15 protein-coding genes are annotated in these 20,163 nt (G+C 70.9%); 10 read left to right on the top strand and 5 right to left on the bottom strand.

From position 1 onward, the window contains the following. Window positions 1-16 precede the first annotated feature (16 nt). Window positions 17-1,960 (top strand): DUF2264 domain-containing protein, encoded by a 1,944-nt coding sequence (locus OG828_RS04835; RefSeq protein WP_328500217.1) that lies wholly within the window; start codon window positions 17-19, stop codon window positions 1,958-1,960. Window positions 1,961-2,010: 50 nt separating this feature from the next. Here OG828_RS04835 and OG828_RS04830 read toward each other — a convergent pair whose 3' ends face one another. Then, window positions 2,011-3,915: a glycoside hydrolase family 97 protein gene (locus tag OG828_RS04830; RefSeq protein ID WP_328500216.1), complete on the bottom strand. Its 1,905-nt coding sequence runs from the start codon at window positions 3,913-3,915 to the stop codon at window positions 2,011-2,013. 125 nt (window positions 3,916-4,040) lie between these two features. Between OG828_RS04830 and OG828_RS04825 the strand changes: the two genes are divergently transcribed. Further along, a complete protein-coding gene (locus OG828_RS04825) occupies window positions 4,041-6,902 on the top strand; it encodes a glycosyl hydrolase family 95 catalytic domain-containing protein (RefSeq protein WP_328504800.1) in 2,862 nt (953 codons plus the stop codon). 67 nt (window positions 6,903-6,969) lie between these two features. Here OG828_RS04825 and OG828_RS04820 read toward each other — a convergent pair whose 3' ends face one another. Both OG828_RS04820 and OG828_RS04815 read right to left on the bottom strand, forming a co-directional pair. Further along, on the bottom strand, window positions 6,970-7,161 hold the full coding sequence (locus tag OG828_RS04820) for a CsbD family protein (protein WP_328500215.1): 192 nt from the start codon (window positions 7,159-7,161) through the stop codon (window positions 6,970-6,972). A gap of 129 nt (window positions 7,162-7,290) precedes the next feature. Next, on the bottom strand, window positions 7,291-7,524 hold the full coding sequence (locus tag OG828_RS04815) for a hypothetical protein (RefSeq protein ID WP_328350496.1): 234 nt from the start codon (window positions 7,522-7,524) through the stop codon (window positions 7,291-7,293). Window positions 7,525-7,643: 119 nt separating this feature from the next. On the opposite strand from OG828_RS04815, the gene OG828_RS04810 reads away from it, so the two are divergent. The 3 genes from OG828_RS04810 to OG828_RS04800 all read left to right on the top strand — a co-directional run bounded on the left by OG828_RS04810 (window position 7,644) and on the right by OG828_RS04800 (window position 10,218). Continuing rightward, entirely contained in the window at window positions 7,644-8,489 is an 846-nt protein-coding gene (locus OG828_RS04810) for an EamA family transporter (RefSeq protein WP_328500214.1), read from the top strand. A gap of 87 nt (window positions 8,490-8,576) precedes the next feature. Then, window positions 8,577-9,221 carry an endonuclease gene (locus OG828_RS04805; RefSeq protein WP_328500213.1) on the top strand — a complete coding sequence of 215 codons (645 nt, stop codon included), beginning with the start codon at window positions 8,577-8,579 and terminating at the stop codon, window positions 9,219-9,221. Between the two features lie 136 nt (window positions 9,222-9,357). Next, a complete protein-coding gene (locus OG828_RS04800) occupies window positions 9,358-10,218 on the top strand; it encodes a fructosamine kinase family protein (protein ID WP_328500212.1) in 861 nt (286 codons plus the stop codon). Between the two features lie 125 nt (window positions 10,219-10,343). Here OG828_RS04800 and OG828_RS04795 read toward each other — a convergent pair whose 3' ends face one another. After that, complete coding sequence (locus OG828_RS04795; RefSeq protein ID WP_328504799.1) at window positions 10,344-12,515, bottom strand: hypothetical protein; 2,172 nt, start codon at window positions 12,513-12,515, stop codon at window positions 10,344-10,346. Between the two features lie 174 nt (window positions 12,516-12,689). On the opposite strand from OG828_RS04795, the gene OG828_RS04790 reads away from it, so the two are divergent. The 5 genes from OG828_RS04790 to OG828_RS04770 all read left to right on the top strand — a co-directional run bounded on the left by OG828_RS04790 (window position 12,690) and on the right by OG828_RS04770 (window position 19,043). Next, entirely contained in the window at window positions 12,690-13,721 is a 1,032-nt protein-coding gene (locus OG828_RS04790) for a LacI family DNA-binding transcriptional regulator (protein WP_328500211.1), read from the top strand. Between the two features lie 120 nt (window positions 13,722-13,841). After that, complete coding sequence (locus OG828_RS04785) at window positions 13,842-15,173, top strand: ABC transporter substrate-binding protein (protein WP_328500210.1); 1,332 nt, start codon at window positions 13,842-13,844, stop codon at window positions 15,171-15,173. 14 nt (window positions 15,174-15,187) lie between these two features. Next, on the top strand, window positions 15,188-16,126 hold the full coding sequence (locus OG828_RS04780) for a carbohydrate ABC transporter permease (protein ID WP_328500209.1): 939 nt from the start codon (window positions 15,188-15,190) through the stop codon (window positions 16,124-16,126). Beyond that, on the top strand, window positions 16,123-16,953 hold the full coding sequence (locus OG828_RS04775; protein WP_328500208.1) for a carbohydrate ABC transporter permease: 831 nt from the start codon (window positions 16,123-16,125) through the stop codon (window positions 16,951-16,953). The genes OG828_RS04780 and OG828_RS04775 overlap by 4 nt, the downstream gene beginning before the upstream one ends. A 29-nt stretch (window positions 16,954-16,982) precedes the next feature. Beyond that, a complete protein-coding gene (locus tag OG828_RS04770; protein WP_328500207.1) occupies window positions 16,983-19,043 on the top strand; it encodes a beta-galactosidase in 2,061 nt (686 codons plus the stop codon). Here the strand turns inward: OG828_RS04770 and OG828_RS04765 are convergent. Continuing rightward, entirely contained in the window at window positions 19,025-20,086 is a 1,062-nt protein-coding gene (locus tag OG828_RS04765) for a LacI family DNA-binding transcriptional regulator (protein ID WP_328500206.1), read from the bottom strand. The genes OG828_RS04770 and OG828_RS04765 overlap by 19 nt on opposite strands. Window positions 20,087-20,163: the final 77 nt, after the last annotated feature.

Genomic DNA, 20,163 nt, shown 5'->3' with positions numbered 1-20,163 from the left:
GAGGCGTGGCCCGGCCATGCCCGAACTCCCGCTCCCGCCCGAAGACCGCACCCTCAGCCCGTACACCGGCTACACCCGCGCCCACTGGGAAGCCGTGGCCGACCACCTGCTCACCGCCGCGCTCCGCTACGCCACCCCCGGCCAGGCCCTCATCGACCTGCCCGGCCCGCCCTCGAAGTCCGGCGTCCGCTCCGACGGCCTGGAAGGCTTCGCCCGTACGTTCCTGCTCGCGGCCCTCCGCACCGCCGGGGCCTCGGGCAAGGACCCGCACGGCTTCCTGGACCGCTACACCGCAGGCCTCATCCGCGGCACCCAAACCCCCGGCCGCGACGACACCGAGTCCTGGCCGGAGATCGGCCACCACGGCATCCAGGGCCAGCCCATGGTGGAGTCCGCGTCGGTGGCCCTCGCCCTCCGCCTCACCGCACCCTGGACCTGGGACACCCTCACCGCCGCCGACCAGGACCGCGTCGAACGCTGGCTGCGCGGCGCGCTCACGCACACGCCCGCACCCAACAACTGGTACCTCTTCCCGCTGACGGTCGCCGGTTTCCTGGAGTCCGCGGGCCGGGGCGACACCGAGACGCGCCGCGCGATCCAGCGGGGCCTCGACCTGCTGGACGGCTGGTACCAGGGCCAGGGCTGGTACTCTGACGGCGACGGCCGCGCCTTCGACCACTACAACGGCTGGGCCCTCCACCTTTACCCCCTTCTCCACGCCCACCTGGCAGGAGACGGCCCCCTCCTGGACCGGCTCGGCCCCCGCCTCCGCGAGTTCCTCGACGGCTTCGCCCTCCTCTTCGACGCGAACGGTGCCCCGATCCACCACGGCCGCTCCCTGACGTACCGCTTCGCCGCGACCGCGGCCGTCGCCCTGGGCGCCCTCACCGACCACACCCCTCTCACCCCCGGCACCACCCGCCGCGTCCTCAGCGGAGCCCTGCGCCACTTCCTCGACCGCGGCGCCCTCACCGAGGACGGCATCCTCACCCTCGGCTGGTACGGCCCGCACGCGGCGACGCTCCAGCGCTACTCGGGGCCGGGCTCGCCGTACTGGGCGTCGAAGGGCTTCCTCGCCCTGCTGCTCCCGCCCGAGGATCCGGTGTGGACGGCGACGGAGGAGCGAGCCCCCGCCGAGGGCCCCGACCGGGCACTCGCCCTGCGAGCCCCCGGACTGCTCGTCCAGACCACCACCCGGGACGGCCTGGTCCGCCTGCACAACCACGGCAGCTACAAGCTCGACTCCCGCGAGCCGGAGCAGGCCCCCGGCAACCCGCTCTACGCCCGCCTCGCCTACTCCACCCGCACCGGCCCCACCAGCGCCGCCAACACACCCGACAACCACATCGCCCTTGAGGCCCGCGGCACCCGCAGCGCCCGCATCCGCATCAACCCCCTTGCCGACGGCCCGAACTGGCTCGCCTCCTGGCACCGCCCGGTCTTCCCCGAAGGCGGCCCCGTCCTGCCGTCGGCCCGCATCGAAAGCCTGACCCTCGCCCACGGCAACCTCGAACTACGCGTGCACCGCACGGTAGGCGTACCACCGGGAACCCCCGTCCACCACACCGGCTGGGCAGTCGCCCTGCCACCAGAGGCGGCCCCCGAAGCCGGACAAGCCGACGAGATCCGCATCACCGGCGAGGAGGTGACCAGCCAACTCCTCGGCCTGCACGGCTGGCACCACCAGAGCATCGCCCGCGCCCCCCAGGGCACGGCCTACGGCCCCTGGGCCCTGGTACCCGAACTCACCGGAACGGTCGGCGACACCCAGTCGGGCACGGTCTTCGCGGCCCTAGCCTCCCTCACTGCCGAACCGGACCCACCCTCACTCACAGACCAAGTCACCGTAGAGGTGGACGACTTGACCGTCACCGCCCACTGGATGGACGGCACCGGCACGATCGTCCACCTCGGCGAGGCCGGCCCCATGGTCACTACGTTCACTGCAGCGCCCCGATAGGGGCGCGGGGAACTGCGCGACCAGCCCCCCACGACCCGCACCGTGAACCACTACCCGCAGCTCTCACGCCCTTCTTCCGCCGGACAAACCCGCGCAGCAAACCCACCGTTCGCAGGCACATCCACCACAAGCCGCGAATCAGCAGTCACCTCACGCGTCTCGACGGCAAGACCACCACCCGGAGCATCCCGATAGAGATCGAGGAGCCAGTGCCCGGACCCAAGGAACCCGAGCGACGCGTCCAGCGTCCGCGCACCCCCAGAAGTCACGGCCCCCAAGAACCACTCACCCCCCGACCGCCGAGCGAACACCGCCCGATCCCCAGGCGCCCCATCGACCAACTCGGTCTCGTCCCAAACCGTCGGCACCCCCGCCAGGAACCGCTCCGCAAGCGGCCGCGCCGCATACGACTCGACACTGTCGGCGAAGTGCTGCACCCCGGACTCGTACACCACCGACAACGCCAACTCGGCCGCGTCACTGGTGGGCCGCACACCGGTGAAGGTGACGGGCGTGAAGTCCATGGACCCGGTGAGATTACGGGTGAACGGCAGCGTCGTGTAATGCCCCGCAGGGAACGGCTCACGCCCCGGCCGCGGACGCGTACCCTCCGCGCCCCGCACCGCCTCGACGGTCATCAACTGCGGCCACGTCCGCTGCTGCCCACGGGGAATCGTGCCGCCGTGGAAGTTCAGCATCAGCTCGTACTTCGCGCTCCCGGCGAAGATCGCGTCGTACCAGCGCATCCGGTCCTGCCCGTCCGACTCCATGAAGTCGATCTTCAGCCCGACCGCACCCCAGCCCTTCCACCGCGGCAGCAACGTGTTGATCTCGCTCGCCGCGTCGATGGTCTGCCACCGCACCCACAACCAGATTCCGACGCCCTTCTCCCGGGCGTACGCGGTGAGTTCGGGCATCCAGTCGTTGCTCCAGCCCGAGTCGACGAGCACATACTCCCAGCCCTGTTCCGCGGCGAAGTCGACGAACTTCTTCTGCGCGGCGAGGCTGGTCGGGCTCTGCCCGTCGGACCACCAGGACCAGGCGGCCTTGCCGGGCTTGATCCACGAGGTGTCGGCGACCTTGGACGGTGCCGCGAGATCGGTGATCAGGTCGCTCTCGGTGACGGTGGCGAGATCGCCGATCACCATCGTGCGCCAGGGAGTCGCGAAGGGCGCCGTGGCCACCTCGGCGGGGTCGGGGAGCTTCAGGCTGAAGCGGCCCGCGTCCGCGTCGACACGGTCGAGGGTGAGGCGGGAGCCCGCGTAGGAGCTGTCGAGGCCGGACTCGCCGAGGAGCATCCAGCTGTCGTCGTCGACGCGGAACAGGGACGGATAGCCGTAGTCGGTACCGGTCTTGGCCTGCGCGAGCGTCGTGTGCTGGTGGATGGACTCGTAGTCCTGGCGGCCGTTGTCGTACGGCAGCAGGTAGGAGTCCGCCTGTGCGGGCACGGCGTACTGCGAGGTCTCGCCCAGCACCGTCACGGTGCCGGAGTCGCCGTCGCCTCGGGGGAGTTCATAGCGGTAGGCGACGCCGTCGGCGGCGACCCGCAGGGCGATCCGCAGCATGCGGCCCTGCTTACGGAAGGTGAAGACGGACTCGGTGGCGTCGAGGGTGTGCCGGGTCCGGGCGCCGCTGGTCGTCGTGTACGTCTCATGGACCGGCCGGTCCCGGCGGCTGACGAAGCTCAGCCCGGCGGAGAAGTCGGTGACGGCGGTACGGATGCCGAGGGCGGACGGCCGCAGCACCGTCGTACGGCCGTCGCGGGCGGTCAGGGTCAGGCCGCCGGAGTCGGTGAGGGACAGCTGGGCGGAGACGGGGCCGCCGCCCGGGGCCGCGGTGCGCCAGCTCCGCTCCGGGCCGGCGTCCTGGCCCTCGGCGGCGGTCGGAGCGCACAGCGCCGCCAGGCAGGCGGCGACCGTCAGGGCTCTGGTGACTGTGGATCGTACGACACGCATGTGTGCCTCCCACGCACGAGTCATCGGGTGAATCGGTGGTGTGGTTCGGTGTATTGACGCATCATTAGCCGCTTCTTACGCTCCCGTCTAGCCAAGTCATCGGACCAATCTGAGGGAGATCGATGATGAGAGTCAGCAGACGAGGCTTTCTCGGAGGTGTCGCCGCCGGTGCCGCGACGTCGGTCGCCGCACCGGCGGCAGCCGCTCAACAGGGCAGCGGCGCCGGGGGTCTGGTCGGGATGCGGACCGACCGCGAGTGGCAGGAGTTCCTCGACGCGCAGGACCCGGTGTGGAAGCGGCTGCCGCGTACCTGGTACGAGGGGCCCTTTCTCGGCAACGGGCTGCTCGGCTCGATCGTCTACCAGGAGCCCGGCCGCAACGCCCTGCGCTTCACCGTGCACCACAGCGAAGTCCAGGACCACCGGCCGGAGTTCGGCAGCGACTGGGGCGTGGCCCGGCTGCCGGTCGGCAATCTGCTGTTACACCCCGTCGGCGCCATCACCGGCGCCGATCTGCGTCTCGACCTGTGGAACGCGGAGATCACCGGCACCCTCAGCACCGACAAGGGCGCCATCCGGCTGCGCGCGCTGGTCCACAACGACCGCACGCTGCTGGTCGTCACCGCCCGCGCGGACGCGGGCGAGCGGAACTTCCGCTGGGAGTACGTCCCTTCACCCGCCGTCAGCCCGCGTATCGTCCGCGAGGATCCGCCCGACGACCTGGAACCCAACCCCGCACCGGTGACCACGAAAGAGCCGGACGGCACGACTCTGGTGGTGCAGTCACTTGTCGCGGGCGGGCAGACGGCCAGTGCCCACCGCGAACGCGCCCACGGCGACGACCGGACGTTCTGCCTGGCCGTCACCCACTCCCACCCCGGCACCGACGCGGAGGGCCGCGCCCGCACGGCGGTCCGCAAGGCGTCCGCGCTGCCCGTCTCCAGCCTGCTGCGCACCCACCGCGACTGGTGGCACGCCTTCTACCGCAAGAGCTTCGTCTCACTCCCGGACGGCATGCTCCAGAGCTTCTACTGGCTCCAGCTCTACAAGCTCGCCTCCGCCGCCCGCGAGCACGCCCCCGTCATGGCCACCACCGGCCCCTGGCTGGAACCCACCCCCTGGCCCGCCGTCTGGTGGAACCTCAACGTGCAGCTGGAGTACTGGCCGGTGCACGGCTCCAACCACCTGGAGCTGGACGCGATCCCCCGCACCCTCGCCGAGAACACCGACATCCTCATCGGCGCCCTGAAGCCGCAGTACCGGGCCGACTCGGCAGGCCTGCGCCGCTCCACCGACGCCCAGTGCGAGGACAACGGCAGCGTCGCCGTCCCCGGCGGCTCCGGTGACCCCGAGGTCGGCAACCTGCCCTGGGCGCTGCACAACGTCTGGCTCACCTACCGCCACACCATGGACCGGGGCCTGCTGGAGGACATCCTCTACCCGCTCCTGCGCCGCTCCACCAGCTACTACCTGCACTTCCTGTACGAGGGCGACGACGGCCGGCTCCACCTTCCGAAGACTTTCTCACCGGAGTACGGCAGCGCCCCCGACTGCAACTACGACCTGGCGCTGCTGCGCTGGAGCTGCGCCACCCTGCTCGACACCGTCGAACTGCTCGACGTAGAGGATGAGTTGGCGCCGAAGTGGCAGGAAGTGATGGACCGGCTCACCGACTACCCGGTGGACGCGAACGGCTTCATGATCGGCGCCGGGGCTCCTTTCGCGAAGTCGCATCGCCACTACTCCCACATGCTCGCCGTGTACCCCCTCTACCTCGTCAACTGGGAGCAGCCCGAGCAACGCGACCTCATCGAGCGGTCGTTGAAGCACTGGATCGGTTTCGAGGGCGCCCTGCGCGGCTACAGCTTCTCCGGTGCCGCGTCCCTCTCCGCGATGATGGGCCGGGGCGACGACTCGCTGACGTATCTGCGGGAGCTGGTGGCCCGGTTCGTCCAGCCCAACACCATGTACTACGAGGCCGGACCGGTCATCGAGACTCCGCTGTCGGCGGCGCAGAGCCTGCACGACATGCTCTGCACGAGCTGGGGCGACACCATCCGGATCTTCCCTGCCGTGCCGGGGGAGTGGCGGGACGTCACGCTGCACGACTTCCGCACCCAGGGCGCGTTCCTCGTCAGCGCCGTCCGCCGGGGCGGCCGTACTCGCTGGGTACGCGTCCGCAGCCTCGCCGGGGAGCCCTGCCGGGTGCGCCATTCACTGGGCGGGCGCGTCACGGTCGCCGGGATCGGCGGCCCGGCTCCCGACTGGCGCGACCTCGGCGACAGCGTCGTCGAACTCGACCTGCCCCAGGGCGCGGAGGCCGTGATCCACCCGGCGGGCCGGCGCCCCGAGCTGCGGATCGCCCCCGTGCCGGTCTCCGCTCCCGCCGACCGCTGGGGCCTGCCGGAGCTGCCGCAGTCCGGAACCGTCACCCAGGTCGACCTGACGGGCCACTTCGACAACGACGGCATCACCACCGAGATGTACTACGGCGACGGGGATTTCGACGGCACCGGCCGCACCTACCCCATGGCCCAGCTCCCGCAGACCGGCCAGACCTCCGACAATGGGATCGGCTTCGCCTTCACCAACGGCAGCGAGGGAACGAACAACAACGTCGTCGCGGGCGGCCAGGACATCTCCGTACCGCAGGGCGCCTACGGCAAGGTGCACGTGCTCGGCGCGGGCGACACGGGGAACGTCACCGTCCCGGCGACGCTCCGGTACGCCGACGGGACCACCGCCTCCACACCGCTCCGGCTCACCGGCTGGCTGGCGTCGGGACCCGCGTACGACGAGACCGCGGCGGTGACGACCGGTCAGATCCACACGCGCAACGGGCCGTTGGGCACCAAGGCGGCCATCTTCCACCAGGTCGTCGAGGTCGACGCGACCCGTCAGCTCACCGGGATCACCCTGGCCGCACCGACGGGCGGCACCGCCCGGGCCCACGTCTTCGCGCTCTCGCTGGAGGCTGTCGGCGGGTAGGTGTGGGACTTCATGAGTCGAGGCCGCGGCACGGGTCCACCGTGTCCGCGGCCTCGGTCCCGCCAGCTCAGACGTCGTCCCGCTTCGCGGAACGCCCGGGCTGCTTGATCCGCTCCTGGGCCTTGCCCTTGAGCTTCTTGGCTTCTCCGCGCGCCTGCTCGAGCTTGCCCTCGGTCTGCATCTCGCGGTCGCCGGTGACCTTTCCGGTCATCTCCTTGGCTTTGCCCTTCATCTTGTCCGCGCGGCCCTTGTCGGCCATGGCTCCTCCTTGGGTGAGACAGGGCTTGCCCGCCCAAAGTAAGCGGGCGGGGCAGGCCCCGCGCGTCGGACGATGACGCTGCGTGAGCACCGCGCCGCCGGACGGCCGGGGCGGGCCTTCCGGACGCGGTCAGCCGTTCAGCCGCTTACGCAGCAACTTCTTGCCCAGTTCGGCGCCCTTGCGGCTGTCGGCCTGCGCCTTGCGGAACAGGTCCACGACCTCCGTGTCCTTCTCGCGCTCCGCGTCCTGGATGTACGTCTCCAGCCGCAGCGCGTTGTTCAGGCAGGCCTCGACGTACCAGATCAGGTTGTAGTCCTTGTCCGGCGTGCCCGTGACGCCACCGGTTTCCGTGTTGCTGGTCATGGTGAACCTCCTCCGGTCCCGAACGGAACGGTCGAGTACCCCGGGCGGCGAGGCGTACACGGCCTCCCGAGGGCCGGCCACCGGCGGATGACGACGGCTGTGGCGGGCACCTGGAGCGGATGGGTGCTGTGCTCGCCCTGGCCTCCGCGGTCTGCTACGGCATCGTCGACTTCGCCGGCGGACTGCTGTCCCGCCGCGTCCACTTCGCCGTCGTCACCTTCCTCGGACAGGTCGGAGGCTTGATCCTGGCCGTCGCCGCCGCGCTGCTGATGCCCGCGACAGCGGTCCGGCCCACGGATGTCGCCTGGGGCGGGGCGTCCGGCGTCGGAAGCGCCGTGGCCATGCACTTCCTCAACCGCGGTCTGAGCCGTGGCGCCATGAGCATCGTGATCCCCGTGAGCGCGGTCACCGGGGTGGCGCTGTCCGTGCTGTGCGGGGTGTTCCTGCTGGGCGACCGGCCCACTCCGCTCGCCTGGCTCGGCATCTGCGCCACCGTTCCCGCTCTGTGGCTCGTCTCCGCCGGCGGCGACGGCCACGGTAGCCGAGCCCCGTCCGGGCGGCGGCTGCCCGTGGACGGCCTGATCGCCAGCGGGGGAGTGGCGGTCCAGTACATCGGCCTCGCCCAGGCGGACCCGGCGAGCGGCCTGTGGCCCGTGGCGGCCGGCCGGGTCGCCGCGGTTCTCCTGCTGCTCCCGGGCATCCGGCGGCACGCCGCCGAGTTCCACCGGCCCGTCCGGTCGCTGGGCTGTGCGGTCCTGATCGGGGCGGGAGCGGCGCTCGGGCTCATCCTGTATCTCCTCGCCGCCCACCAGCAGATGCTCGCCGTCGCCGTCGTCCTGGCCTCCCTGTACCCGGCGGTCCCGACGGCCCTGGGACTCGCCGTCCTGCACGAGAAGGTCACCCGGACCCAGACGGCGGGTCTGCTGATCGCGGGCGTCGCGATCGTGCTCCTCAGTCTCGGATGAGCAGCCGGCTGCCGTACGGCCGCATCGACCGGACCCGGGGCGGGTACCCGGAGCACCTCGGAATTCTGTTGGATCGGTGGCCTGACGATGAGTGCGAAGACCGACAACGCGGTGGTCCGGGCCCTGCTCGACCGGCAGGAGCGCACCTACGCGGCGCAGGCCGGGATCAGGCTGCGCAATACCCCCGGCCCCCTCTACCAGACGCTCGTACTGGCGATCCTGCTCAGCGCCCGGATCAAGGCCGATATCGCGGTGGCCGCGGCAAAGGCGCTGTTCGACGCCGGAATGCGCGACGTCCGCTCGATGGCCGAGGCGTCCTGGCAGGAACGCGTCGACGCGCTCGGCGAGGGCGGCTACCGCCGCTACGACGAGCGGACCGCGACCATGCTCGGCAAGGGAGCCGAACTGCTGCTGGAACGCTACAAAGGCGATCTTCGGCGCCTGCGCGAGGAATCCGACCCCAAGAAGGCCCTGCAGGACATACCCGGGATCGGTCCCACGGGAGCCGATATCTTCCTGCGCGATGTGCAGGGCGTATGGCCGGAGTTCGCACCGTACTTCGACCGCAAGGCCCAGGACGGTGCCCGCCGGCTCGGACTGCCGACGTCGCCCGACAAGCTGGCCGGATTCGTGGGCAAGCGTGACGTGCCCCGGCTCGCGGACGGCCTGGTCCACGCGGCCCTCGACAAGCCCCTGGCCGACGAGGTGCTCGACGCCGCGAAGGCGGCGTGACAAGGCGTTCCGGAGTACGCCGCCATGGGACGGCCGGGGTGCCGCGTTACGCTGGCGCCGTGCCGGACCTGATCGAAGCCGCGCGGCCGCACCGCCCTGACACACCCAGCCGCCCTGCGCACGGGCACCCCCGCTCATGACCGCCGGAACCCCGCGCGCCGCGGCGGAGCGACTCACCGGACGCCGGGTGACCCACGAGCGTCGACTCAACGCCGCACTCTCCGAAGTCACCCTCGATGACGGCCACATGGTGATGGTCAAGCGCGGTGACGGCCCCGCCGCCGCGCAGGCCGAGGCGGCCGGGCTGCGCTGGCTCGCCGCCGCCGGCGCGGTCCGCCTACCGCAGGTGCACGGCCACGACCGTCACTGGCTGGTGTCGGACCGCGTCCCGCCCGGCGCACCGACCCCTGCCGCGGCGGCCCGCTTCGGCGGTGAGTTGGCCGCCCTGCACGCGTCCGGTGCGCCCGCGTTCGGCGCCCCGCCGCCCGATGGCCCGGTGGACGCGTACATCGGGCTGGCCCCGATGCGCAACTCGCCGGGCACCGACTGGCCGCAGTGGTACGCGGAACACCGAGTGCTGCCGTACCTGCGCCGCGCGGTCGACGACGGCACGATCCGCGCCGCCGAGGCGGCCGTGATCGAGCGGGTCTGCGAGCGGCTGCCGGAGCTGGCCGGCCCCGCCGAGCCGCCCGCCCGGCTGCACGGCGACCTGTGGAACGGAAACGTGCTGTGGGGCGCCGACGGTCACGCCTGGCTGATCGACCCGGCCGCGCACGGCGGACACCGTGAGACCGACCTGGCGATGCTCCGCCTCTTCGGCTGTCCCCACCTGGACCTCGTACTGGACGGCTACCAGCAGACGGCGCCCCTGGCCGAAGGCTGGACGGACCGCGTCGGACTGCACCAGCTCTTCCCGCTGCTGGTGCACGCGGTGCTCTTCGGCCGTGGCTACGCGGAACAGGCCCTGGACGTGGCTCGGGCGGCACAGGCGCGGTGATCGGCCTGTGCCGCCCGGCACGAAGTCGAGGGCGAGGAGAGCGAAGGGACTGAATCAGCGAAGCCGCTTTCGCGGCGGATGAGAAGGAAGCCCCTTCATGGCCTCGCCACGGGCAACGGTAACAGTCAGTCGGGGATCAAGTCGCGCAGATTTTCGGGGGTGATGATCCGGGAGTCCGGGTGCAGACCCTCAGGGCGCTCCAGTCCGATGTAGGTCACGGGCATCTCCGGGACCGTGTCGCAGTCCCACGGCAGCACCGTCGCGCCCATGTCGGCCATTAGGCCCGTCAAGTGACGGATCGTCAGCTGCTCACGCTCCATGATCGCACGCAGCACCGTCGCGACCGTCACCCGGTTGCCCTCGACCCGGTTGTGCGAGGGCATGCCCTTCAGATAGAGGTGCAGCCACCGGGCATGCCAACGGCCGTCCCGCCCGCGCCGGAACGCCAGCGGCAGCGCGACCCGGCCCGGACCACGCATCTCCGACTTCATCCGCACCGTGCGAGGCTCGAAGGGCCGGCCCTGCTGCTCGGCCTCGCGCAGCATGAACCCGAAGAAGGACTCCTCGGCCTCCTCGAAGCCCTCCCCGGAGTAGATGTTGACCTGCGGCACGATGAACGTGCTCCGCACGGCCCCCAGGCGCAGGTTGATGAACTCCGAGGCGCCATCGGGTGCGTCGGTGATGTCGCCGGAGTGCTCGCCCTCAAAATTCCGCAGGTTGGTGTACGACAGCCAGGACACGGTCGCGTACGTGGCGTCCAGCAACTGCGCCGACAGGTCGTAGTCGGTGACGTGCTCCCTCTGCTTCCAGTACACGAAGAACCGCAGCAGCTCGCCATCGACCGGCGAGACGGAGCCGCGCGGCAGCACGCCGAGGCCGGACGCGGTCGCCTTGCCGCTGAGCGGAAGTGCCACGTCGAGGACGTCGGGATCCACCAACAGCCGCTCCACGGCGGGCAGTCGGCGACGCGTCTCGGCGTCGAGGGCGGCGATCAGCCGTTTGCGTTCCGCCGGCAGGACCGGCGCACGCGTGTCGTCGGTGACATGGGCGCGGCCGACGCGATTGACGAACACCCGCCGCCCGCGGGTCCCTTCGGTCCGGTTGTGGAGATGCTCGCGCACCGACAGCACGACCCGGCCGGAGACCAGCGGGGCGACCTCCTCCGCGGCGGCCACGACGGCATCGCGCTCCTCCTGGCCGACGGCCGAGCGCAGCAGCCGGTCCAGCGAGCGGAACAGCTTGCCGGGCGCGGACTTCAGCAGCTGGACCGCACCCGTGACGTCGTCCATGCCGAGGAGTTCCTCGACCCGAGCGTCGAAGGACGGCGCCCGCTTCTCGCCGCGGGCGACCGCGAACACCTCGGCGGCGTACGGCAGTCGCGGGTACTCGTGCGGATGCAGCCGCTCACCGAGCCGCTTGAACGCCTCGCCATGCGCGTGTACGTCGGCCAGCTTGGCCTCGGACGCGGCCACCACGGAGTCGAGTCCCGTCATCAGCGCACGGCGGACCCGGCGGGACAGCCCCCGGAAACACGTCGGCTCCTGAAGGGTCACGTCACCGTCCGACAGCGCGCAGGCCAGCCGCAGCACATCGGTCACCGTGTCGAGGAGCAGATCCGAACCGGCCTCCAGACGGGCCCGGTTGACGACGGCCCGGTTCTCCCGCACCGGGATCGCCTCCGGCTGCGGACCGTGCACGCACAGCCCGGCGAGGACGCCGAGGTCCCGCAGGTCGTCCGCGTTGAGCGGCGTGGCGCTGCCGGCCAGGGCGAGATAGAGCGAGGTCACCTCGTCGTCCAGGGCGCCACCCAGGTGCAGGACCGTCATCCGGTCGCCCGCGGCGGCGATCAGCTCCTCGTGCGCGGCGAGCATCTCGGCGTACGTGTGGCGGTAGTTGCCGTATGTCGGCAGGGTTAGCAGGTTCACCACGCCGCTGCTCAGCTGCTCCAGCGTGCGATCACGCGTCGCGTCGTCGGCGAGCGCTTCGGCGATGCAGCGCATCCAGAAGTCGAACGTGTCCGGCACGTTGGCCGGGAAGTCGATGAAGTACACGTTGTGCCGGACGTGGTCGCCGACCATCTCACGGACGGCCGCCAGCGTACGGACGGCCGTGTCGACCACCGTGCCTTCGGACAGCCCCGACAGCCGTTCCAACAGCCCGGCGGAGAGCTTGAAGCCCACGGACATCAACGCGGCGTCGAACTGCCGCGCCGCGACGGCGCCTTCGCCCGCGGGACCTGTCGGGGAGGGGAGGCGGCGCGTGTGACGTACGACCAGTGCTTCGGGGCTGTGGACCATTCCGGGATGCTCCCAGAGCCCCAGGGGCACGCGCATGCGAGTTTTTGGTCGGTGGCGTACGGACCATTGACTCGCTCCTGAGCGGCCCTGACACTGACATGACTACGTAGTCACAGGGCTTGAAGCTGTACTTGCGCACGCCCATGACTACGTAGTCGCGAACGAGGAGGATGCATGGCAACCACCGCTGCCGAGGGCGGACGACGTCGGCGTGGCCCCGGTATGACGGAGGTCGCCCGGGTCGCCGGTGTCTCGCAGAAGACGGTGTCGCGGGTCGTCAATGGCGAACCGCATGTCAGCCCGGAGGTACGCGACCGCGTCCTGCGGGTCATCCGGGAGCTGGACTACCGCCCGAACAACGCGGCGCGTGCCCTGCTCCTCGGCCGGTACCGGCGGATCGGCGTCGTCACGCTGGGCACCGCGCTGTACGGACCGTCCACCCTGCTCAGCGCGCTGGAACGGGCGATGCAGCGGGCGGGCTACTCCTTCGCCCTGGCCGGAACCCTGGAGGGGCAGCGCGTCTCGGTCGCCGTCGAGTCCCTACTCGAACAGGGCGTGGACGGGATCGTCCTGTCCGAACCGATCGACGAGGGCACCCCGCTCCGGTTCAGCGCGGACGTGCCGGTGGTCAGCCTCGGCGAGGGCATGGAGCTCACCGAAGGGGTGGGCGCCGTGGTCGGCGCCGACGGGGTGGCGGCCGCCCGCATGGCGACCGAGCATCTGCTCGGGCTCGGTCACCGCACGGTCTGGCACCTTCCCGGACCCCAGGACTGGTACGCCGCCCGCGACCGGCTGCGGGGCTGGCGCGAAGCACTCGAAGCCGTCGGCGCCCCCGAGCCGCCGCTGCCCACCGAGGGCGACTGGAGCCCGGCCTCCGGGTACGCGGCCGGCCGCCAGCTGGCCCAACTGTCCGATGTGACCGCCGTGTTCGCCGCCAACGACGACATGGCGATCGGCGCCCTGCGCGCCTTCGCCGAGGCGGGACTGGCCGTCCCCGACGACGTGAGCATCGTCGGCTACGACGACATCCCCGCCGCCCCTTACCTCTCCCCACCCCTGACCACCGTCCGGCAGGACTTCACCGCCGTCGCCGACCACGCCGTCGACACCCTCATCGCCATGATCGAAGGAAAGGCCCGTCCGGACCGGCACACCGCACTCGCGGTCGAGTTGGCCGTACGGGCCTCCACCGCACCCAGCCGCTGATCCGTCGGCGGAACGGTCTGCGGCACCCCGCCGCCGACCCGATCCGCCCTGCCCGCGTGCGCCGCCCGGGACGGCCGCGCACGCGACACTTTCGCAGCCGCACCACGTGAGGAGTCACGTGTGGACACCCCATCACGCCGAACCGTGCTCCGCAGCGCCCTGGGACTGGGGGCGGGCGCCGCCCTCGCCGCCTGTGGCACCGGGAGCACCACAGCCCGTACGTCCGGAGACGTGACGCTCGCCCTGTGGACCCACGATCCCGGATACGAGGCCTTCTTCACCAAGGGCATCACGGACGCCGACCGCCTCACCGACTTCCGCTACCGGCTCGAGGTCACCCGCGCCGGGGCCGCCGACCTCGTCACCAAGCTGCTCGCCCAGGCAGTCGCCGGCCGCGGTACGCCCGACCTCGCGGGATTCGAGATCGGCAGCTTCCCGCGGATGCTGCGCGGCGACATCGCACCGCGCCTCCTGCACGACCTCACCGCCGACATCGCCGCCGTCCCCGGCCTCCAGAAGGACCTGCTCCCGGCCCGCACCGCGCCGTACAGCATGGACGGCAGCGTCTACGCCCTCGACTCGGACACCCCGATGGTCGTCTACTACTACCGCGACGACCTCTTCACCGAGTACGGCATCCCGGACTCCGTCCCGACCTGGGAGGAGTTCGCCGAACTGGGCGCCCGTGTGCACCAGGACCACGGCGCTTCCCTGTGCGTCGTCTCCACCGCGGGCAGTGACGTCGGCCAGCTCGTGCAGTCCTTCCAGATGCTGCTCTACCAGCGCGGCGGAGCCTTCTTCGACGCCGACCAGCAACTGGCCCTCGACTCGGCGGAGGCGGAGGAGGTGCTGCGTTTCCTGTGCGAGGGACTGCGCAGCGGCTTCGTCGTCGACATCTCGGACTACTACGGGGCGGCCATGCAGACGGCTCTGAAGCAGGGCAAGGTGATCGGCCTGCCCATGGCCATCTGGTACAAGAACTACGGCCTGCTGCCCAACGTGCCCGAGCAGAAAGGCAAGTGGCGGGTGCGGGCCCTGCCCCGGTTCGCGAAGGGCGGCGGCATCACGGCCGCGGCGGGCGGCACCGGATTCGGCGTCCTCAAGGACAAGGCCAACACCCGGGCCGCCACGGAGTTCCTCCTCAACACCTGGCTGACACACGACGGCCAGGTCCGCCGCTTCCAGGAGACCGGCTATCTCCCCACCCGCCGCTCCGTCTTCGAGGATCCCCGACTCAACGCACTCACCGACGAGTTCTGCGGCGGACAGCGCCTCTTCCGCCTCTACCGCTCGCTGCTCCCTGACGTACCCGCCTTCCACCAGAGCCCGGACCAGTCGATCCTCTACGACGTCCTCGCGGGCAACCTACTGCGCGCCTACCACGGCGACCTCAGCCCACGCCAGGCGCTCAAACAGACGGCGGAAGACTTCCGCGACCAGGCCGGACGCTAGGAAGGAGGACCGATATGACCACCACCGTCGCCGGCCGGGCGCACACCGCACGTGAGCGCGTCGACACGGCCCGCTCGTCTCCCCGGAAGCGTTCCTGGGCGCCCTACCTCTTCATCTCGCCCTTCTACCTGCTCTACGTCCTTTTCATGCTGATCCCCGTCGCCGTCTCCCTGTGGCTCAGCCTCACCGAATGGGTCGGCCTGGGCACCCCGCACTGGGTGGGCCTGCGCAACTACAGGAACCTCGCCACCGACATCAGCTTCCACCGGGCCCTCGGCAACACGGGCGTCTTCGTGCTGATCTCGGTCTGCGTGGTCGTACCGCTTGCGCTGCTGATCGCCCAGGCCCTCAACACGCGGGGGCTGCGCGTCCGCGATCTGTGGCGGACGGCGTACTTCGTGCCGGTCGTCGTCTCGCCGATCATCGTCGCGCTCGTCTTCGGGCTGATCTTCGACCGGCAGTTCGGACTGCTGAACTCCGTGCTCCGTGCCCTGTTCGGCACCGGCGGCGTCGACTGGCTCGGCGACCCGGGCATGGCCAAGATCAGTATCGGCCTGGTCATGCTGTGGCGCTGGACCGGCTACCTCACCGTCTTCTTCCTCGCCGGACTCCAAGCAGTACCGAAGGAGTTGTACGAGGCCGCCGCGATCGACGGCGCCGGACGGCTGCGCACCTTCGCGACGGTCACCCTCCCGGCGCTGAAGCCGGTGACCGCGTTCGTCGTGGTCACCTCCTTCATCGGCGCCGCGCAGATCTTCGAGGAGCCGTATCTCCTCACCGGCGGCGGACCGGCCGAGTCCACCCTCTCGGTGACGATGTTCATCTACCGGGCCGCCTTCCAGCGACAGCAGTTCGGGTACGCGGCCGCCGCGGCTGTGGTGCTGTTCGTCGTGGTCTTCGGCCTGAGCACGCTCTTCAACCGTCTCCTCGGCATCGGGAGGGCGACCTCATGAACACCCCCACACGGACCGGCCGAATCCTGCTGTACCCGACGCTCGTCCTGCTGCTCCTGGCCTTCCTGGCACCGCTGTTGTGGGCGCTGAGCGGCTCGTTCAAACCACGCGGCGACATCTTCGCCCACCCGCCCGAGCTGATCCCCGACCCGTTCACGCTCCACAACTACCGTGCCCTGATCGACGATCAGCCCTTCGTACGCTGGTTCGTGATCAGCACCGTGGTCGCGGTCATCGCGACGGCTGTGTCGGTGTTCGTGTGCGCCCTGGCCGGCTATGGCTTCGCCAAGTTCCGCTTCGCGGGCAGACGGCCGCTGTTCGCCGTCATGTTCAGCTCGCTGTCCATCCCGTTCGCGGTGATCCTGGTGCCGCTGTTCGTGATCCTGGTCAAGACCGGCCTGGGCAGCCCGTGGTTCGCGCTGATCGTGCCCTGGGTGGCGCCCGCGTTCGGGATCTTCATGATGCAGCAGTACATCGTGCAGTCCGTCCCGGACTCGGTGCTCGAAGCGGCCCGTATCGACGGCGCGAGCGAGTTCGGCATCTTCCGCCGCGTCGTGCTGCCCCTGCTGCGGCCCGCGCTCGGTGCGCTGGCGGTGTGGACGTTCCTGCAGAGCTACAACAGCTTCCTGTGGCCACTGGTCCTGGTGTCCGACAGTTCCCAGTACACCCTGCCGCTGGGCCTGCAGACCCTGTTCGTCTCCGAGCAGCGCCAGTACGACCTGGTCCTCGCCGGAGCCGTGCTCGCCGTCCTGCCCGCCGTCGCCCTCTTCGTCCTGCTCCGCAAACAGCTCCTCGAAGGCCTGTCCACCGGCGCCGTCAAGGGCTGACGCTGCCTCAACCGACGTATAGGAGAAGCATGTTCGACCTGCCGCGACGGGTTCTGTTCGGTGCCGCCTACTACCACGAGTACCAGCCCTACGAACGCCTCAAGGACGACCTCGACCTGATGGCCGAGGCCCGCTTCACGGTGATCCGGGTCGGCGAGTCGGTGTGGTCGACCTGGGAGCCGGAGAACGGCCGCTTCGACCTCGACTGGCTGCAGCCGGTGCTGGACGGGGCACAGGAGCGGGGGATCTCCGTCGTTCTCGGAACGCCCACCTACGCGGTGCCGCCGTGGCTCGCCCGGCAGTACCCGGAGATCGCGGGCGAGCGCCGCACCGGTGAGCGCATCGGCTGGGGCGCCCGGCAGGAGGTCGACTTCACCCACCCGGCGTTCCGCTTCCACGCCGAGCGGATCATCCGCAAGGTCGTCGGCCGCTACGCCGGCCACCCGGCCGTGATCGGCTTCCAGGTAGACAACGAACCCGGCCTCGAACTCTTCCACAACCACGGCGTGTTCCAGCGCTTCACCGACGAACTACGGGCGCAATACGGAGACGTGGAGACCCTCAACCGCGCCTGGGGCCTGGTCTACTGGTCCCACCGGCTGTCCACGTGGGCCGACCTGTGGACCCCCGACAACAACGCACAGCCCCAGTACGACCTCGCCTGGCGCCGCTTCCAGGCCCGCCTCACCACCGAGTTCATCGCCTGGCAGGCGGACATCGTGCGCGAGTACGCCCGCCCCGGCCAGTTTGTCACCACCTGCATCTCCTACGACCGCAAGGGCGTCGAGGACGACAAACTCACCGAGCGCCTCGACGTCACGGCGGGCAACCCCTACTACACGATGCAGGACGCCCTCGCCCTGCCCGACCTGGGCCGCGACGACCAGGGCTGGACGACCAACGGCACCTGGGCCCTGTACCGCAGCGCCGACCGCATGTACTCCTCCCGCCAGGAGCCCTACCTGGTCACGGAGACCAACGCCCAGGCGATCGGCACCCCGTGGAACAACCGCCCGGCCTACGACGGCCAGTGGCGCCAGGCGGCCTGGGCGCTGGTCTCACGCGGCGCCTCGATGATCGAGTACTGGCACTGGCACACCCTGCACTTCGGCACCGAGACCTACTGGGGCGGCATCCTCCCGCACAACGGCCGCCCCGGCCGCGTCTACCGTGAACTGGCCACTCTGGGAGAGGAGTTGGAGACAGCAGGTGACCTGGTGTCAGCCCTGACTCCCGACGCCGACGTGGCCTTCCTCTACTCCTCGCCGAGCAAGTGGGCCCTCCAGGCTCAGGCGCCGCTCGCCCTGCCTGACGGAGGCCCCGACGAAAGCTCGTACCAGACCATCTTCGACGCCTTCTACCGTGGCGCCTTCGACGCGGGCCTCCAGTCCCGCATCCTCCACCCCGGCCAGCTGCCCGACCACGACCTGCCCCCCGTCCTGGTCGCCCCCGCCTTCTACGCCGCCGACGACGAGACCCTCGACCGGCTCAAGGAGTACGCGGCCAACGGCGGCCACCTGATCCTGGGCCCTCGCACCGCCTACGCCGACACCGAGGCCAGGGCTCGCACCGAGGCACAGCCTGGACTGCTCGCCGAGGCGGCCGGAGTGACGTACGACGAATTCAGCAACCTCGGAGCGCCGCTCACCGTGACCGGCCGCTCCGGCCTCCAACTCCCGCCCGGCGCCCACGCGTTGCACTGGGTGGATGGTCTGCGGCCGCAGGGCGCCGAGGAGCTGGCGGCGTACGAGCACCCGCACTTCGGGCGCTGGCCCGCGGCCACCACGCACCGGCATGGAGCCGGCCGGATCACCTATGTCGGCACGGTCCCCGACCCCGAGTTCGCCCGGGCCCTGTTCCAGTGGGCCGTCCCGGCGGACGAGTGGCGCCCGGCCCCGCCGAGCGTCACCGCGACCTCCGCCACCGCCCGGGACGGCCGGCGGGTCCGCTTCCTGCACAACTGGTCGTGGGAGGAGGTGTCTGTTCCGGTGCCCGCGGCCGTACGGGATGTGCTGTCGGGCGTGGTGCATCCGGAGGCGGTGCCGCTGGGGCCCTGGGACGTGAAGGTGCTTCAGGAGGAGCGGCCGTAGGGACCGCTGCTGCGGCGGACGACCAGTTCGACCGGGACGAGCGGCTCGACGCGGGGTGGCTCGGCGGGGTCGTCGATGCGGTTGAGCAGCAGCCGCAGTGACCGGGTGCCGATCTCGGCGAAGTCCGTGCGGACGGTGGTCAGCGGGGGGAGGAAGTGGGCGGCCTCGGGGATGTCGTCGTAGCCGACGACACTGACGTCCCCGGGGACTGCCCGCCCGGCCTCGTGCAGGGCGTGCAGGACGCCGAGCGCCATCTGGTCGTTGGACGCGAAGACCGCGGTGACGTCGGAGCGGCGGGCCAGCTGTTGCCCCAGGTCGTATCCGGACTCGGCGCTCCAGTCGCCGGTCAGCGGGGCGTGCACCTCGGCCCCGGCCGCCTCCAGAGTCGCCTGCCAGCCGGCGACGCGCAGATCGGCGGAGGTCCATCCGGTCGGGCCCGCGATGTGGAAGACGGTCGGATGGCCGAGGCGCAGCAGGTGCTCGGTGGCGTCACGGGCGCCGATGCGGGAATTCGCGGTGACCAGGGGCGTGCCGCCGCCCCCGAGGTCGTTCTCCAGGACCACCAGCGGACTGTCGAGACGGGCGTCCACCAGCGCCCGGCCCACCCACGCCTGCGGGGCGATGGCGATCACGCCCTCCGCGCCCTCGGCCGACAGCCGGTCCACGGCCTCGACCACCGTGTCCGGGTCGGCCGTGTCGAGGGCGATGGAGCTCACCAGGTAACCGGCCTCCTGCGCCGCCGTGTTGATCGCGGTGAGGATGGAGGCGGGTCCGTAGCGCGCCGCGTCGAAGGAGATCACGCCGAGCATGCGGGTCCTGCCGCTGGCCAGGGACCGGGCGCTGCGGCTCGGGCGGTAGCCGAGCGTACGCATCGCGGCCCGCACCGCCTCCCGGGTCTCGGGGCGCACCGCCGGGTTGTCGTTGAGCACCCGCGACACGGTCTGCTTCGAGACACCGGCCAGCCGCGCCACGTCATCCATGACAGGACGCGCCCCGGCGAAGTTCCGACGACTGCGCCCCTTCGGAACGGCGCTACTGGTCATGGCGGGTGTGTCCTCGGGATCGCGGCGGCAGGTCCTCAGCATAGGCGGCGCGCACGGCGGGCCCTGTCCCGGCGGGA

Source organism: Streptomyces sp. NBC_00457, from assembly GCF_036014015.1.
GTDB lineage: Bacteria > Actinomycetota > Actinomycetes > Streptomycetales > Streptomycetaceae > Streptomyces.
This window is presented reverse-complemented; position numbering and strand designations above follow the sequence as displayed.

Coding starts and splice junctions, on each gene's coding strand:
- OG828_RS04835 (WP_328500217.1), top strand. CDS start 17: ATGCCCGAACTCCCGCTCCCGCCCGAAGACCGCACCCTCAGCCCGTAC.
- OG828_RS04830 (WP_328500216.1), bottom strand. CDS start 3,915: ATGCGTGTCGTACGATCCACAGTCACCAGAGCCCTGACGGTCGCCGCC.
- OG828_RS04825 (WP_328504800.1), top strand. CDS start 4,041: ATGAGAGTCAGCAGACGAGGCTTTCTCGGAGGTGTCGCCGCCGGTGCC.
- OG828_RS04820 (WP_328500215.1), bottom strand. CDS start 7,161: ATGGCCGACAAGGGCCGCGCGGACAAGATGAAGGGCAAAGCCAAGGAG.
- OG828_RS04815 (WP_328350496.1), bottom strand. CDS start 7,524: ATGACCAGCAACACGGAAACCGGTGGCGTCACGGGCACGCCGGACAAG.
- OG828_RS04810 (WP_328500214.1), top strand. CDS start 7,644: ATGGGTGCTGTGCTCGCCCTGGCCTCCGCGGTCTGCTACGGCATCGTC.
- OG828_RS04805 (WP_328500213.1), top strand. CDS start 8,577: ATGAGTGCGAAGACCGACAACGCGGTGGTCCGGGCCCTGCTCGACCGG.
- OG828_RS04800 (WP_328500212.1), top strand. CDS start 9,358: ATGACCGCCGGAACCCCGCGCGCCGCGGCGGAGCGACTCACCGGACGC.
- OG828_RS04795 (WP_328504799.1), bottom strand. CDS start 12,515: ATGGTCCACAGCCCCGAAGCACTGGTCGTACGTCACACGCGCCGCCTC.
- OG828_RS04790 (WP_328500211.1), top strand. CDS start 12,690: ATGGCAACCACCGCTGCCGAGGGCGGACGACGTCGGCGTGGCCCCGGT.
- OG828_RS04780 (WP_328500209.1), top strand. CDS start 15,188: ATGACCACCACCGTCGCCGGCCGGGCGCACACCGCACGTGAGCGCGTC.
- OG828_RS04775 (WP_328500208.1), top strand. CDS start 16,123: ATGAACACCCCCACACGGACCGGCCGAATCCTGCTGTACCCGACGCTC.
- OG828_RS04770 (WP_328500207.1), top strand. CDS start 16,983: ATGTTCGACCTGCCGCGACGGGTTCTGTTCGGTGCCGCCTACTACCAC.
- OG828_RS04765 (WP_328500206.1), bottom strand. CDS start 20,086: ATGACCAGTAGCGCCGTTCCGAAGGGGCGCAGTCGTCGGAACTTCGCC.